Origin of the sequence: Moraxella sp. CTOTU47618 (assembly GCF_032017425.1) — a bacterium.
Classification (GTDB): domain Bacteria; phylum Pseudomonadota; class Gammaproteobacteria; order Pseudomonadales; family Moraxellaceae; genus Faucicola; species Faucicola tetraodonis.
This window is the reverse complement of sequence record NZ_DALZPW010000016.1, coordinates 1-14,807: the sequence shown is the minus strand read 5'-3', so window position 1 is coordinate 14,807 and position 14,807 is coordinate 1. Positions and strand designations below refer to the sequence as shown.

Genomic DNA, 14,807 nt, shown 5'->3' with positions numbered 1-14,807 from the left:
TATTTCCAAAAAATTTAATGGCTGTCACAGCATTGTTGAAGAATTTGCTGTAAGAAGCTTTCGCATTTTGCTAATTGGTTTAGACTGACAAACTCATTGGCTTTATGGGCATTGCCAATATCGCCAGGTCCACAAATCACCGTCGGAATACCTGCATTGGTAAACTGCCCGCCTTCGGTGGCATACGCTACTTTATGACGATGTTGTTCATCTACCAAATTTTCTATGAGCTGTTGCAAGGCTTGGCTATCTTTATCGGTCATCGCAGGGACATTTTCGTTGCGAGTTAGCTCAATGCCCGTGTCGCTGTCAATGGCGTGCATCTTAGGCTCAAGGGTTTTGATAAAGGCGCGAATCGGCTCAATCACTTGGCTTTCATTCATGTGCGGCAAATTACGGTAATCAAAGGTGAATTCGCACAGGTTGGGCACGATATTGGTTGCTGTACCGCCGGTAATAGTGCCCACTGACAAGGTGGAAAATGGCACATCAAACGCCATGTCTTGGTCGTTACGTTGTTGCAATTGCTCGGCAAGTTTATCAATAAAATTGATAATTTTACTGGCATAGCTGATGGCATTGACGCCTTGCGGGGTCAGCGATGAATGCACCGATTTGCCATGCACGCGGCAGCGATACACTTGGATGCCTTTATGCGCGGTAACCATTTTCATCATGGTCGGCTCACCGACGATACAGTAGTCGGGCTTAATGCCTTGCGCTTTTAAATCCGCAAGCAGTAATGGCGCACCCAAACAACCCACTTCCTCGTCATACGACAGTGCCAGATGAATCGGTTTGCCTAGCCTCTTATCGCGGCTTGCTTGCACCACAGTGGGCAATAGGGTTAAGGCGCAAGCAATAAAGCCTTTCATATCACAAGCCCCACGCCCGTATAGCTTATCCTCTATAATGGTCGCCACAAACGGATCGGTATCCCATGCCTGCCCATCAACGGGCACCACATCAGTATGCCCAGAAAACACAAAACCCCCTGTCGTTACGGTATCACCCTTACCCATCACAGGGACAGTCACAAAGAGGTTGGCTTTGGTATTATCGGCATTAAAGGTCAAACGTGGCGACAATCCCAACTGCTCACAATAACTCGCCACATACTCAATCAATTGCAAATTGGAGTAGCGACTGACAGTGTTAAAACCAATCAGCTTTGTTAACCAGTCTACGGCATTGGATGGATAGCCCATAGTCGTTCCATTTTTCTCAAATTTTAAACCATTAAAACACCCTATCAGGGTAAATCTAGTCGAAATAGGGTATTAGCATCAATTCGGCTTTTTACCTGTCATGGCATCTATGACCATATGGGTAACAAAATCATCATTGGTATCTTTTTCTGCTTCCCAATCGAGCTCGTCATCGCGTAGCTGCTCAATAAAATCCAAATGCTCCTCATCAACCCCTTGGGCTTTACCCACAGGGCGATTCATGGCAAATCCTGCGATGAGCGGCAACTTGGCGACTGATTTACGCACTCGCCCTTGTGACACACTCACAGGAATCATACGCACAAACTCAAGTAACTCCATATATTCAACTTCGCCTTCAGCATTGTCTGTGCCTTGCAGCGCGTCATCATACGCATCAATCCGCAGCGCGCCGATTTTTGCCAAGTCATTAAATAGGCTATTTTCTTCCGGACGTAGCGCACTATCGGTGACGCCAAAGCCTGTCAAAAAGCCATTTGCCCAGTTTTTAAGTGCCATCAAACGCTCATACAGTGGATGGTCATCATCGGGCAACAACGGCATAAACTGATAGCTATCGGCATCATCGGTTAACACCGCCACCATATCCTCGCCTTCTTCGGTCACTATCTCTAACGCTTTTGGCTCAAGCTCGGTAAAGCTCAGCTCAGTCAGTAGCAGTTGCCACTCTTGCTCGGTTGGCGCATCACACACACTGAGCACCCCTGAGATTAGCCCATGTAACTCACTAATTGTAACGTCATGCCAATCCTCAAATGCTTGTGTCCAATCCTGCCAACCTGAAATATAATCATCCATCGCTTTACCCTTTTTTCACAAAAAATTATATCAACACTGAGATAATACTAGCCTTAATGCGGTCAACTATGGCATTATTAAAGTGGTAAAATAATATAAGTATCACTCAAATTTTAAGCCTTCACGCTATAGTTATACCAAAAAAACCTTTTGCTATTCATGTCAACGAGCGCCCATCACGTCGCTCTTGATGATTTACTTGATTATTCACTCGATTACTGACTAGACATCATATCATGAGCACCCTAATTGACCAACTGACCCAGCTACAAACCGCATTGACTAAGCTTCGCGACAAATATCAATTCGCCAGTAGCGAGCTAACCCGTATTAAAGCGCAGCCAACCATTACCGCAGACCAACTGCAAGCGGTACAAGCTGAGCTCGATAGCAGCAAAGAACTTCAGCAAAATTTGGAACAACAACTTGCCAGACAAGCCGAAGAGTATCAAGCCCTCGAGCAGCGCTATCAGTCACTTGCCGAATCTCACAACATGCTAAGTACCGAATACGAACAAACCCAAAACCAATTACAGATTTTTACCGCACGAAATCAAAAACTGATTGAAAAAAATCGCGTTGCGGCAGAGCATACCAAGCTTGTGTTAGAGCGCTTGGCAAAAATTGACAGCGAAAACTAACCCGCCCCTATTTAAGCCAGCCTTAGTGATGTTTAAAACATTTGAATACGTTAGGAAAATCTTATGGCATCTGCCCAAAGCATTAAAAAAGTTGATATCCTGATCAATGGTCGTAGCTATACCATCAACTGCCCAGAATCGGAAGAGCCTGCGTTGCAGCGTGCGGCAAGCTATATTAACCAGTTTATGCAAGAGGTACGCCGCCAAGCACCTCAGCTACCCCAAGAAGAGTTATTGGTACTATGCGCGTTGACCTTGTTTGAAAAATCAGAAAACTTACAACGCTATCAAGAAAACGAAAGCCAAGCGCAAGACCTGGTGGGTAAAATGTTAGAAGACGTTGTGCGTTTTGCCTGATGTCTGTAGTGTAAAATAAAATTCGACTAATTTTGAGCGCGCTGGTAGTGTTTGCCAGCATGAAAATCCGCTTGGTGTTCTTGATTACAAAAGAACTTATCCCCTTCTATAATCCCTCGCCACTCTGCTAACGTATGATGGCAAAAATCACACGCTCGCAGCTCGGTACTCTCGCCTGGCTGTGGCTGTAAATAGCCTTGTGGTGGTCGCGGATACATCCATTTCATCCCAACCCAACTAAGCCCCATAATCACCAAAACCACAAAAATTGCGGTAAACATCGCTTCACCTCATTGTCTAATGAACGAATCATCGTTGCCAATTAAGAATTATGATTGCCTGTTAATTAGCATTGTAAGGTTTGATTATACTGCAAAAAATTGCGCATTGATGGGTTATTCATGCTATGTTTAGGCTAATTTTGCGAATTAAAGCGTTTTCGGTTGTAGCGTCTAAAGATTGCAATTGTAAACATATCATAAAGCGATATAATGTAGAATAATTTTATCTTGTAATGTCATCGCTGTTGCCACCCATAATTATAATAGCGGCGTGATGCTTGCATACCGTTTTAGACGGATATGACTAAAGGGACGACCCCATAATAAATTTTTACTGAAGGATTTTTCATGTCACACCTTGATTTAACACCAGATAATAGCGTACCAACGCAGCTGCCGAGTGAGTCAATGACCGCCGAAGCTACGACGCCAAACCAACCCGCAAACCCACAGCCAGTTTCTCAAAAACCTGCTCAGCCAACTTCTCAATCAGTTTCTCAGCCAACCTCTCAGTCATCAAGCCAACAGATTAGCCAAGCAGATTCTATGGTAGGGCTAAAAATTGCGGTGGCACAGCAGCAATTTATTGTCGGTGATGTCATCAACAATGCCAAAAAAATGGTAGAACTGGCTAAAGATGCCCGTGACAAGGGGGCTAATATCATTGTCTTTCCTGAGTTATCACTGCTGGGTTATCCGCCTGAAGATTTGTTATTACGTCCAAGTCTTGCCTCACGCGTGAAACTTGCTTTTGAATTGCTCTACACGGTCAAAGATATCGTCATGCTAGTGGGTTATCCGCACATTGACCCCAATGGCACGTTTAACTCAGTGGCTATTATTCACAATGGTCAGCAAAAAGGCTTTTATCACAAACAATGCTTGCCAAACTATGGCGTGTTCGATGAACGCCGCTATTTTAATACCGGTCACAACCAAGTGTTGTTTGACTATCAAGGGCTGACCATTGGACTACTTATCTGCGAAGACTTATGGCAAGACGCTCCCATTCGCGCACTGAAAGAAAAAGGTGCGGAAATCATCATCAGCCTCAATGCCTCACCCTTTGAGCAAAACAAGCAAGAACAACGTAAGGCTTTATTAAAAAGTCGTGCCACTGAGCACAATATCCCGATTGTGTATGCCAATAGCGTGGGCGGTCAAGATGACTTGGTGTTTGATGGCGGCTCGATGGTCGTCAACGCTCAAGGTAAAATCGTGCAAGAAGCACCAAGATTTTTGCAGCATACCCTGTATGTGGTTGCTCGTCACGATGCCCAAAGCGGTCAAGTGATATTATCAGAACAGCGCAAATCACCGCTTGCGCTCAGCCAAATCGCTGAAACTTATCAAGCGCTGGTTGTCGGCTTGCGTGATTATGTCAATCATTCTGGCTTTAAAGGCGTATTGGTTGGTTTGTCAGGCGGGATAGACTCGGCGCTCACGCTATGTATCGCCGTTGATGCCTTAGGTGCGGACAAAGTTTATGCGGTTATGATGCCCTATGAGTACACCTCGCAAATCAGCCTACAAGATGCGCAAGCGCAGGCGCACCGACTCAACGTGTCTTATACCGTGTGCCCGATTCATGCCGCCGTTGAAGGCATGCGCCATACGCTAGAGCCGATGTTTAGCAACACCACCGCCGACACCACGGAAGAAAATATCCAAGCCCGTGCGCGTGGCATGATTTTGATGGCATTGTCCAACAAATTTGGTCATCTGGTCATCACCACTGGCAACAAGTCAGAGATGGCCGTGGGCTATGCGACATTGTACGGGGATATGGCAGGCGGATTTGATGTCTTAAAAGATGTGTATAAAACCCAAGTATATGCCCTCGCCAACTATCGCAACCGACTAGAAGAAACGCCGGTGATTCCTGAGCGTGTGATTACGCGTCCGCCTTCTGCCGAGCTTCGCCCTGACCAAAAAGACCAAGACAGTCTGCCTGATTATGATACCCTCGATAAAATGCTAGAGCTGTATATCGATCGCGACTTTGGGTATGATGCGATTGTAGAAGCCGGTTATGATAAAGACGTGGTGAAAAAAGTACTCAGTATGGTAGACCGCAATGAATACAAACGTCGTCAAGCGGCGATTGGCACCAAGATTACCCACCGCGCCTTTGGGCGTGAGCGTCGCTACCCACTCGTCAACCACTGGTCGCTAGAGTTTCCAAAACGCTAATTTCCAAAATTCTAACGCGGCACCACACAAAAAGACTGCGATTTGGCAGTCTTTTTTTTCATCTGTCGCAAAACATGTATCGTAAAGCTTGCATGACAGTTAGGTCACTGTCACATCCAAATGCAAGCTTTCTTTAATCTCTTCCATCACAATCAAACTGTGGGTTTCCACCGCCGCTGGCAATTGCTTTAGGATACTGCCCAGTAACTTGCGGTAAGAACTCATCTCTTTTAGCCGCGCTTTGACCAAAAAATCAAACTCACCCGAAATCAAATGACATTCCAGTATCTCTGGAATTTCTGACAGTTTTTTGCTCACTTGCTCAAAGACATCGCCCGACTTGGTGGATAGCTTTATCTCTAAAAATACCAACAAGCTTTTATTGACCAAATTTGGATTTAACCGCGCATGATAACCTGTGATGATACCTTCACGCTCCAAGCGCTTAACCCTGTCTGAGCAAGGCGTGGTTGATAGGTTAACTTTGGCGGCCAATTCGCTGATAGAAATTCGGGCTTGCTGTTGCAAGATTTCAAGGATTAAACGGTCGGTACGGTCTAAAGTGCGCATAGCAAAATGAAAACCCTGTTTTTTGATGATTGGCATGATAAAACCGATAATATCAGCAAAATTCTAGCATAAAAACAGCAAAATTCACTGCAAAACTTTGCTTATACTAGCGAAATTAACTGATAATTAAGCAGATATTTGGGGGTGGGTATGCGTGTATTGGTACTGGGTAGTGGCGTGATTGGGGTTACAAGTGCCTATTATTTAGCCAAGCAAGGTGTAGAAGTCACGGTGATCGACCGCCAAGCAGGTGCCGCACAAGAAACCAGTTTTGGCAATGCTGGGCAAATCTCCCCTGGCTACTCTACCCCTTGGGCAGCCCCTGGTATTCCATTGAAGGCGGTTAAATGGTTATTCCAACAACACGCCCCTTTAGCCATCAAATTAGATGGCAGTCTATGGCAGTTGCAATGGATGCTACAAATGCTCAAAAACTGCAATGCCAAGCGCTATGCCATCAACAAAGAGCGTATGGTGCGAGTGGCAGAATACAGCCGCGACTGTCTGCAGCAGCTGCGTCAAGACACCGGCATTCACTACGAAAACCGCTCGCAAGGCACCTTACAAGTTTTTCGCAAACCCGCCCAACTAGATGCTGTACAGCAAGATATTAAGGTGTTGCAAGATTCAGGCGTGCCTTTTAAGCTGATTGACAACAGCAAGGCATTGGCTGAGATTGAGCCCGCGTTGGCAAATGCCACTGATAAGCTGGTTGGTGGATTGCATTTGCCGCATGATGAAACAGGCGATTGCTTTTTGTTTTGCCAAGCATTAGCGCAGCAAGCCAAAGCGCTAGGGGTGAAATTTTTATACAATCAAACCATCGAAAAGCTAGTAGTCGACGCTGGGGCGATTAAAGGGGTGATGGTAAATGGTGAGTTATTAACGGCAGACCAGTATGTATTGGCGCTGGGCAGTTATTCGCGGGCGCTTTTGCAACCGCTACAGCTTAACCTACCTGTATACCCTGTCAAAGGCTATTCATTGACTGTGCCGATTATCAATGCTGATTTAGCGCCCCAATCAACGGTGCTTGATGAAACCTATAAAATCGCCATTACTCGCTTTGACAACCGCATTCGCGTGGGCGGTATGGCAGAATTAAGTGGTTTTGATGTAACGCTAAACCCCAAGCGCCGTGCCACACTCGAAATGGTCACGCAGGACTTATTCGCAGGCGGTGATTTGCCAAACGCAAGTTTTTGGACAGGGCTACGTCCGATGACCCCAGATAGCACCCCCATCATTGGCGCGACTCGGTATCGCAATTTATTTTTGAACACAGGACATGGCACATTGGGTTGGACAATGGCGTGTGGTTCTGGCAAATTAATCAGCGATTTGGTGCTCAGCAAAACGCCTGACATTCGCATTGATGGCTTATCGTTACAGCGTTATTCCTAGTATCTATTTTCTATCAGAAATACCTGTAAAGACTATGCATAAATAACATCTATCCATTCACAAGGAAAACACCATGACCGCACACATTCAACGATTTGATAGCAATGACTATCTAAGTGAAATTACCATTTTTAACCAAGTAGTGTATCTCGCAGGACAAGTGCCAAATACTGATACTGCCGATATCCACACACAAACCAAAGAAGTGCTAGACAATATCGACGCCATGCTCGCCAAAGCCAATAGCGACAAATCACGTCTGCTAACCGCTCAGATTTTTATCAAGGATTTAGCGGATTTTGCGGTGGTGAATAGCATGTGGGGCGACTGGCTAACCGATTGCCCAAAGCCTACCCGTGCGACAGTCAAAGCTGAGTTGGTTAATCCATTGTGGAAATTAGAAATTGTCGTAGTCGCAGCGCAAAATACCATAGACTAAATGAACCCATAGCCGCTCAAAAGGTTAAATAAAAAAGGTGCATAAATTGCACCTTTTTTATTTTTCTAACCTCTACATTAATAGCTCACGTTTACCGCTTTTGGTCATGCCACTTACCAAGCCCGCCTCTTCCATGGCATCAACGATACGTGCTGCGCGGTTGTAGCCGATACTAAATTTGCGCTGAATACTTGATGCAGAGACTTTACGGGTTTCAAGCAAAAACGCTACCACGTCATCATACAGCGGGTCTTCTTCGCCATTGCTAGACCCACTAGCATCGCCACCACTTGGCGCTGAGCTTAGCTCAAAATTATCAAACATATTATCAATATAGTTAGGTGCGCCACGCTCACGCCATGCATCACACACACGGTTGACTTCCGCATCGCTGATAAAAGCACCATGTACACGGTTAGGCTCGATTTGACCAGGTCCTAAAAACAGCATATCCCCATGCCCAAGCATATCCTCTGCGCCACCGGCATCCAAAATGGTACGCGAGTCGACTTTTGAGTTGACGCGAAGCGCGGCACGGACGGGAATATTGGCTTTAATCAAACCAGTAATCACATCCACCGATGGGCGCTGGGTCGCCAAAATCAAATGAATCCCTGCAGCGCGCGATTTTTGCGCCAAACGCGTAATCAACTCCTCGGCTTGTTTGCCCACCTGCATAATCATGTCGGCAAACTCATCCGCCACAATCACAATTTGTGGTAACGGTTTTAATTTTGGCGCTCTATCTTGGCTGACACTGTCATTGGGTCGCCACAGTGGATCCAGTAACGGCTCACCACTTTGTTCGGCTGCCATGACTTTTTTGTTGAATTCATCCAGTTTACGCACTTTGAATAATGACATCAGCTGATAACGACGCTCCATCTCAGCCACACTCCACGCCAAGGCACTGGCTGCTTCGGTCATATCGGTGACTACGGGGGTGAGCAGATGTGGAATATCGCCATAGTTGGCAAGCTCGAGCTGTTTGGGGTCAATCAAAATCAATCGCAGCTGCTCTGGTGTATATTTGAGCAGCATTGACAATAACAGCGAATTTACCAACACTGACTTACCCGAGCCTGTGGTACCTGCTACTAGCATGTGTGGCGCTTTCGCCAAATCTGCAATAATCGGTCTACCTGCAATATCTTTGCCCATTGCCATACTGATTAAGCCATCGGGGTCTTGATAAGCTTCTGTTTTTAGCAGTTCGATGAGTCGTACCATTTGGCGCTGCGGATTGGGCACTTCGATACCGATATAAGGTTTACCTGGAATGACTTCTACCACACGCACCGATGCCATGGATAGCGACCGAGCCAAGTCTTTGGCAATGCCCGTCACCTTGCTTGCTTTAAGCCCTGGCGCCAGCGACACTTCAAAGCGTGTCACCACTGGACCCATTTGCGCATTGACCACTTCTGCTTTGATATTAAATTCTTGTAGCTTGATTTCTAACAGCGCTGATAGCTGCTGCAACTGTTCGCGGCTGTAGCTTGGCTTGCGGTCAGGGTCAGGCAAGTCAAGCAGCGATAACTCAGGTAACGGGCTTAAATTGGCACGATAAGCTGCGGTTTGCATGGCACGCGATTTCTGACTAAATAGGCTATCATCATTGATATCAAGCGGCTGATTGACCTGAGGCGCTGCGGGCTGTTCGATTTGGTCGAGTAGCTCAGATTCCACCGAACGACTATGGGTCGGTATTGAAGACGTTATCTCGTTGCCATCAATCTCGGGGGCATCAATCTCGTTACCAGTAATCTGAGTGACGGCTTGCGCTGGACGTGCTATTTGGGTTGGCATCGGACTTGCTGCAGGGGTTGAAAATTCCGCTCCCACAGGTGCGGTGGCACTATCATTTGAGACATTAACGCTATCTTGCGCTGGGATTTGTCGCATGCCCAATAACGATGCGACTGAAGTAAGTGGTGTTTCAATGACTTCTGCACCTTCTGCTTCAATACCTTCTGCTTCAATCCCTTCTGCTTCAGAGCCGTCTGTTTTAATGCCCTCGAATGGTGGCTCTAGCACAGGATTTTGTGATAAGTCATATCCAGCATCTACGCTACCTGCTAAATCATCCAAACCTGACAACCCAATAGTCTCGTCCTGTCCAGCCATCTCTACACCCGTCATCGACTCAGAGATTCGTTTATCTGCTAGCTCACCTGTGCCTGCGGCAAACATCATAGATGCGTCATCGATAGTTGGCATAGCTGGCGATACAGCTACACTGTCTACACTTGTCTGAGTTGGTTGAGTGAGTTGCGAATCTACTTGTATCGAATGCGGTCTGTTCAAGGTAGGCATTTTAAACGGTTTTTTAATGATTTCACTTTGCAGTTTTTCATCGAGTTTTTTGGTCAGCTTGGTGTTTGCCACATAGGTTGAGCTGACGGGTTTAAATGGATTGGTGGCATCGTTTTCTTCGAGCCATTCATAATCTTTGATTTCACTAAAACCCGTTTCATCCAAAAACGCATCGAGTGGACTGCCAACAAATGCCTCATCATCCGCTAGACGACTACTGTCGTAAGCCGTTTGCTCTGCGTCATGGGAGGCTAAAGGCAAAGGCAGTTGTGCGGTGTCGTTTGGTTTTGCTTGGCTTGCTTCTTGAGCAGTCGCTTTGAATTCAGTATTGGTTTCTTCTTCATCTGCGGCTTCAGCGTGTAGGCGGCTGCGAATAGCTTGACCCGATAAAATCTCATGCCAATGTAAATCAAAGGTAAACGTCACGGTGATCGCAATAAACACCAATAAAAACAGCAAAGTCCCCCAGTAGGTTAATAAACTACTAAGCCCGTTGCCCACGATTTGCCCTATCATGCCTTGCGCCAACCAGCCAAACGACAACACGCCTGTCAGCCCTGCGGTGGCAATGATTAAAAAGATATAACCCAAAAAACGTAACAAGCCATTAGGCTCTACATCATGGCGCCATACATTCCAAGCTTCATAACAGGCAATGACAATGAGCCACCAGCTTGCCGCGCCCAAAAACGCATACAAAATATCAGCTAGCCACGCACCACCCGTGCCTGCCAAATTACTGACTTCATTTGCCGCACTACTGATATGCGACCAACTAGGATCATTGGCAGAATAACTGATGAGGGACATGACTAACAACAATGCCACGATTAGCCAGATAATCGTAAGCACACTTTGACGAATATAATAAGACAACGCAATTTACCTTTGAATTTGAACCTGCTTTGGATAAGCCGTAAGCCAACGCTTTGCTGCGCCATGACTGACTGATAATGATTGTGAAAAAACAATGATTTTGGGGAAACGTTGATTAAAATCACCCTTTTAATCGACTATCATATCAAATCTCAGTGGTGCGTTGCTGAGCTTTTTTTGCGAAAAATTGCTTTGTTAAATCGGCCAATTCAAGCCCTATGACAAATGCGGTTTGAGCCAACAAAGCCGGATAGTAGGGTATTTTTTGATAACAAGCTAACGCTATTTTTGAGCGTTGATTGAGCTTTGATTGCGCGATGAATCTGTTATAAAAATAACATTTACTTGCTATTTTCGATGTTAGCCCCTATCTTACTTATGAATCAAAAATTAGCCTATTTTATTATTTAGTTTATTATTCAGCGATTGTTAGGAAAGACGTATGTCAGAAATTATCCATCACCAGCTTATTATTTTGGGTTCAGGTCCAGCGGGTTATTCTGCCGCCGTGTATGCAGCGCGCGCCAATTTAAAACCGGTCATTATCACGGGTATGCAGACTGGCGGGCAGTTGACTACCACCACTGAAGTTGATAACTGGCCTGGCGATCCACAAGGCTTGACGGGACCTGACTTGATGGTACGCATGCAAGCCCATGCCGAGCGTTTTGGCACCCAATTGGTGTATGACCATATCAACCAAGTGAACCTAACTCAGCGACCCTTCACCTTAGTGGGCAATAGCGCCACTTACACGTGTGACGCACTCATTGTAGCGACAGGGGCATCAGCCCAATACTTGGGTCTCGCCTCTGAACAAAAATTTATGGGGCTTGGCGTTTCTGCCTGTGCGACCTGTGATGGGTTCTTCTATCGCGGTAAACCTGTGGTGGTGATTGGCGGTGGGAACACAGCGGTTGAAGAAGCCTTGTATCTATCAAACATCGCAAGCCACGTCACCCTAGTGCATCGACGTGATAAATTAAAATCAGAAAAAATTCTGCAAGACCAATTATTTGAAAAACAAAAAAATGGCAATGTGACCATCGAATGGAACAGCCAAGTCAAAGAAGTGGTGGGTGATGACGCAGGCGTGACGGGTGTGGTGATTGAAAACCTCCAAGACCAATCTACCAAAACCATCAACGCCCCTGGTATGTTCGTGGCGATTGGGCACAAACCCAACACCGATATTTTCCAAGATCAGCTTGAGATGAATAATGGCTATATCGTGGTCAAAAGCGGTCTAGATGGCAATGCGACAGCGACAAGTGTCGAGGGCGTGTTTGCTTGTGGGGATGTGGCAGATCATATCTATCGCCAAGCGATTACCTCGGCAGCTACGGGTTGTATGGCGGCGTTGGATGCAGAAAAATATTTAGATATCGTCAATCTAGCGAATGCCGATACCACGGTATCAGCCAACACCACTGCTGTTTAGCTAATGCCTTGAACAATGCCATTGCCAAATCACCACCCATTACAACGCCCTTTAGGTTGCCGTTATCAATTTCCCGACCCGATGGCGGCAGACCCTGACGGTGAAGGCTTGATTGCGCTAGGGGGTGATTTGGCAGCTGATACCTTAGTGTGTGCTTATTGCCAAGGCATGTTCCCGTGGTTTAATGAAGGCGAGCCCATCGCTTGGTGGTCGCCTGACCCGCGCTGTATTATTTATCCTAGCGATTTTTGCGCCAGTAAAACCCTAAAACGGCGTATCAAAAATGCAGGTTGGACGTTTTCCATTAATCTTGCCTTTGCTGAAGTCATTGCCGCCTGTGCTGATACCCGCACCTATGCCCAAGCTTCTGCATCAGCCACTTGGATCAGCCCCGCTATGATTGAAGCGTATACAGCGCTCCATGCCGAGCAAGTCGCTTACAGTGTCGAGATTTGGGATGATGATGAGCTGATTGGTGGTCTCTATGGGCTAAAGCTAGGACAAGCATTTTTTGGTGAAAGTATGTTTCATCGAGTCACAGATGCGTCTAAAGCGGCTTTTTTTGTGTTAATGCAGCTGTGTGCACATTCCCAATTTGCTTGGGTAGACTGTCAGTTACCTAACCCACATTTGATGCGTTTAGGTGCCTCCATCGTACCCAGAGCCGAATTTTTAGATAAGCTCGCGCAACAATTATCGCTACCGAGTATTGATTGGTCATCGATTTGCGGTCAAAAATTGCCACTTAATCAACTGTTAAATGAGGATTTGATGACTTATTACCTACCTCCAACTATGCAAGCTTAGGTAAGTTAAGGGTATTTAAAAGCACCAATGACGTTAAAACCACCCCACTCCCCTACCAGTCTGGCACTGACCAGCCAATTGACGCCGCTACATCAATGTAGTTATTTGCCCGATCGTGCAGCACGTTTAGAACTGATTGAATTAGCAAAGGATGAACGTTTAGATACGCCTATTTTTTCTCAGTTTTCACGGCTCGGGTATCGGCGTAGTGGACAACATCTATATCGCCCTGTATGCTTCCATTGTCAACGCTGTATCTCTACACGTTTAGTAGTTAACGAGTTTGAACCCAATCGTACCCAGCGCAAACTATGGCAAAAATCGCACGAGATGGATGTGGTAATTACGGCTTGTGATGATGCCGATGAATCGCATTTTATGCTATATGCTCGCTATATCTGCGCTCGCCATAGTGATGGCGATATGTACCCACCCAATTTACAAGGGTTTAAACAGTTTCTACAATATAGCTTTACCCAGTCATTTTTTATGGAGTTTTGGCTTCACGATGAATTAGTCATGGTGGCAGTTTGCGACCAATTAGATGACGGCATATCAGCGGTCTATACTTTCTATGATCCCGATGCAACCATAAATAGTTTGGGCACCCTTGCGATACTTACCCAAATTGATTATGTTAAACGTATTGGATTACCTTATTTGTATTTAGGTTTTTGGGTGCCAGATTCGGATAAGATGGCGTATAAATCGCGTTTTTATCCCAGTGAGTTATTAATCAATCAACAGTGGCATCGCTTCGATGAGGTTGTCACAGCCGCGCAAGTTGAGCCAATGCTTCAACAGGCGATAAAAGCGCATTATCTAAACATGTGGAATACTACTTAGCATTTAATTTAGCATTGAATTTGCGCTGCATAATTAACGCATGGGTTTTGGTCATGTCATGATTATCGTAGTAATTCTTGCGAACGGCAATCTGTTCAAACCCATGTTTTTGATAAAATGCAATGGCAGTATGATTATCTTCTCTTACCTCTAATAGCACCCGCTCGGCACCCGCTACTTTGCACATCTGCGCCATAGCCGTTAACAATTGGCTTGCAATACCTTGCTGTTGATAATCAAGACAAGTTGCGATTCTTAAAATTTCACTATCTTCGAATATGTGGCTGTAAAAACAATAGCCGACCAATCGCTGATTCAACTCGTCTGTCGCATAAATTATATGGTTAAATGGCTGCGCCAGCAGGGAATTGATTTGCGCAGCCGACCAAGCATCGTAGACAAATAGCTCGGATTCAATTTGTGCCAGCTGCGCCAGTATATTGTCGGCACCATTATCTTGTGTACTCGTCTTATCTAACTTATATATCTGTATAGCAGTCATAATTTATTTCCATAAAAAAAGAGCCACCGAAGTGACTCTTTTGTATGCATATTAACGATTAGTCGTTAACTTTAGCAACAACACCCGCACCTACAGTACGGCCACCT

Annotated in this window: 14 protein-coding genes; 8 read left to right on the top strand and 6 right to left on the bottom strand. The window is 45.7% G+C overall.

Annotated features, from left to right (window positions below; genetic code table 11):
• Window positions 1-14: 14 nt before the first annotated feature.
• Window positions 15-1,208, bottom strand: a complete 1,194-nt coding sequence (gene argE / locus RTS09_RS10300; protein ID WP_312536791.1) for an acetylornithine deacetylase — start codon at window positions 1,206-1,208, stop codon at window positions 15-17.
• A 78-nt stretch (window positions 1,209-1,286) separates the two neighbouring features.
• Window positions 1,287-2,027 (bottom strand): UPF0149 family protein, encoded by a 741-nt coding sequence (locus tag RTS09_RS10295; RefSeq protein WP_312536788.1) that lies wholly within the window; start codon window positions 2,025-2,027, stop codon window positions 1,287-1,289.
• Between the two features lie 236 nt (window positions 2,028-2,263).
• Here RTS09_RS10295 and RTS09_RS10290 point away from each other — a divergent pair, with 236 nt between their 5' ends.
• Both RTS09_RS10290 and RTS09_RS10285 read left to right on the top strand, forming a co-directional pair.
• The gene (locus tag RTS09_RS10290) at window positions 2,264-2,668 is read left to right on the top strand and encodes a hypothetical protein (protein ID WP_060996064.1); all 405 of its coding nucleotides are present in this window, start codon (window positions 2,264-2,266) and stop codon (window positions 2,666-2,668) included.
• Window positions 2,669-2,731: 63 nt separating this feature from the next.
• On the top strand, window positions 2,732-3,025 hold the full coding sequence (locus RTS09_RS10285; protein WP_060996063.1) for a cell division protein ZapA: 294 nt from the start codon (window positions 2,732-2,734) through the stop codon (window positions 3,023-3,025).
• A 26-nt stretch (window positions 3,026-3,051) separates the two neighbouring features.
• Here the strand turns inward: RTS09_RS10285 and RTS09_RS10280 are convergent, their stop codons facing one another.
• A complete protein-coding gene (locus tag RTS09_RS10280) occupies window positions 3,052-3,306 on the bottom strand; it encodes a hypothetical protein (protein WP_060996062.1) in 255 nt (84 codons plus the stop codon).
• 546 nt (window positions 3,307-3,852) lie between these two features.
• On the opposite strand from RTS09_RS10280, the gene RTS09_RS10275 reads away from it, so the two are divergent.
• The gene (locus RTS09_RS10275; RefSeq protein WP_312536814.1) at window positions 3,853-5,499 is read left to right on the top strand and encodes an NAD+ synthase; all 1,647 of its coding nucleotides are present in this window, start codon (window positions 3,853-3,855) and stop codon (window positions 5,497-5,499) included.
• Between the two features lie 99 nt (window positions 5,500-5,598).
• On the opposite strand, the gene RTS09_RS10270 is transcribed toward RTS09_RS10275, so the two are convergent.
• Window positions 5,599-6,069, bottom strand: coding sequence for a winged helix-turn-helix transcriptional regulator (locus RTS09_RS10270; protein ID WP_312536812.1), 471 nt, complete (start codon window positions 6,067-6,069; stop codon window positions 5,599-5,601).
• A gap of 150 nt (window positions 6,070-6,219) precedes the next feature.
• On the opposite strand from RTS09_RS10270, the gene RTS09_RS10265 reads away from it, so the two are divergent.
• Window positions 6,220-7,473, top strand: a complete 1,254-nt coding sequence (locus tag RTS09_RS10265) for a D-amino acid dehydrogenase (RefSeq protein ID WP_312536784.1) — start codon at window positions 6,220-6,222, stop codon at window positions 7,471-7,473.
• Window positions 7,474-7,546: 73 nt separating this feature from the next.
• The gene (locus RTS09_RS10260) at window positions 7,547-7,912 is read left to right on the top strand and encodes a RidA family protein (protein ID WP_312536781.1); all 366 of its coding nucleotides are present in this window, start codon (window positions 7,547-7,549) and stop codon (window positions 7,910-7,912) included.
• Window positions 7,913-7,984: 72 nt separating this feature from the next.
• Here RTS09_RS10260 and RTS09_RS10255 read toward each other — a convergent pair whose 3' ends face one another.
• A complete protein-coding gene (locus RTS09_RS10255; protein WP_312536778.1) occupies window positions 7,985-11,104 on the bottom strand; it encodes a DNA translocase FtsK in 3,120 nt (1,039 codons plus the stop codon).
• Between the two features lie 442 nt (window positions 11,105-11,546).
• Here RTS09_RS10255 and trxB point away from each other — a divergent pair, with 442 nt between their 5' ends.
• The 3 genes from trxB to RTS09_RS10240 are packed head-to-tail and all read left to right on the top strand — an operon-like array spanning window position 11,547 to window position 14,198.
• The gene (gene trxB, locus RTS09_RS10250) at window positions 11,547-12,545 is read left to right on the top strand and encodes a thioredoxin-disulfide reductase (RefSeq protein WP_095356915.1); all 999 of its coding nucleotides are present in this window, start codon (window positions 11,547-11,549) and stop codon (window positions 12,543-12,545) included.
• A gap of 15 nt (window positions 12,546-12,560) precedes the next feature.
• Entirely contained in the window at window positions 12,561-13,352 is a 792-nt protein-coding gene (gene aat / locus RTS09_RS10245; RefSeq protein ID WP_312536775.1) for a leucyl/phenylalanyl-tRNA--protein transferase, read from the top strand.
• A gap of 27 nt (window positions 13,353-13,379) precedes the next feature.
• Window positions 13,380-14,198, top strand: coding sequence for an arginyltransferase (locus RTS09_RS10240; RefSeq protein ID WP_312536773.1), 819 nt, complete (start codon window positions 13,380-13,382; stop codon window positions 14,196-14,198).
• Here the strand turns inward: RTS09_RS10240 and rimI are convergent.
• Window positions 14,191-14,700 (bottom strand): ribosomal protein S18-alanine N-acetyltransferase, encoded by a 510-nt coding sequence (gene rimI, locus RTS09_RS10235; protein WP_095356918.1) that lies wholly within the window; start codon window positions 14,698-14,700, stop codon window positions 14,191-14,193. The two genes, RTS09_RS10240 and rimI, sit on opposite strands and share 8 nt — an antisense overlap.
• Window positions 14,701-14,807: the final 107 nt, after the last annotated feature.

Excerpts from the sequence above, each read along its gene's own strand:
- argE (WP_312536791.1), bottom strand. The coding sequence starts at position 1,208 with ATGGGCTATCCATCCAATGCCGTAGACTGGTTAACAAAGCTGATTGGT.
- RTS09_RS10295 (WP_312536788.1), bottom strand. The coding sequence starts at position 2,027 with ATGGATGATTATATTTCAGGTTGGCAGGATTGGACACAAGCATTTGAG.
- RTS09_RS10290 (WP_060996064.1), top strand. The coding sequence starts at position 2,264 with ATGAGCACCCTAATTGACCAACTGACCCAGCTACAAACCGCATTGACT.
- RTS09_RS10285 (WP_060996063.1), top strand. The coding sequence starts at position 2,732 with ATGGCATCTGCCCAAAGCATTAAAAAAGTTGATATCCTGATCAATGGT.
- RTS09_RS10280 (WP_060996062.1), bottom strand. The coding sequence starts at position 3,306 with ATGTTTACCGCAATTTTTGTGGTTTTGGTGATTATGGGGCTTAGTTGG.
- RTS09_RS10275 (WP_312536814.1), top strand. The coding sequence starts at position 3,853 with ATGGTAGGGCTAAAAATTGCGGTGGCACAGCAGCAATTTATTGTCGGT.
- RTS09_RS10270 (WP_312536812.1), bottom strand. The coding sequence starts at position 6,069 with ATGCGCACTTTAGACCGTACCGACCGTTTAATCCTTGAAATCTTGCAA.
- RTS09_RS10265 (WP_312536784.1), top strand. The coding sequence starts at position 6,220 with ATGCGTGTATTGGTACTGGGTAGTGGCGTGATTGGGGTTACAAGTGCC.
- RTS09_RS10260 (WP_312536781.1), top strand. The coding sequence starts at position 7,547 with ATGACCGCACACATTCAACGATTTGATAGCAATGACTATCTAAGTGAA.
- trxB (WP_095356915.1), top strand. The coding sequence starts at position 11,547 with ATGTCAGAAATTATCCATCACCAGCTTATTATTTTGGGTTCAGGTCCA.
- aat (WP_312536775.1), top strand. The coding sequence starts at position 12,561 with ATGCCATTGCCAAATCACCACCCATTACAACGCCCTTTAGGTTGCCGT.
- RTS09_RS10240 (WP_312536773.1), top strand. The coding sequence starts at position 13,380 with ATGACGTTAAAACCACCCCACTCCCCTACCAGTCTGGCACTGACCAGC.
- rimI (WP_095356918.1), bottom strand. The coding sequence starts at position 14,700 with ATGACTGCTATACAGATATATAAGTTAGATAAGACGAGTACACAAGAT.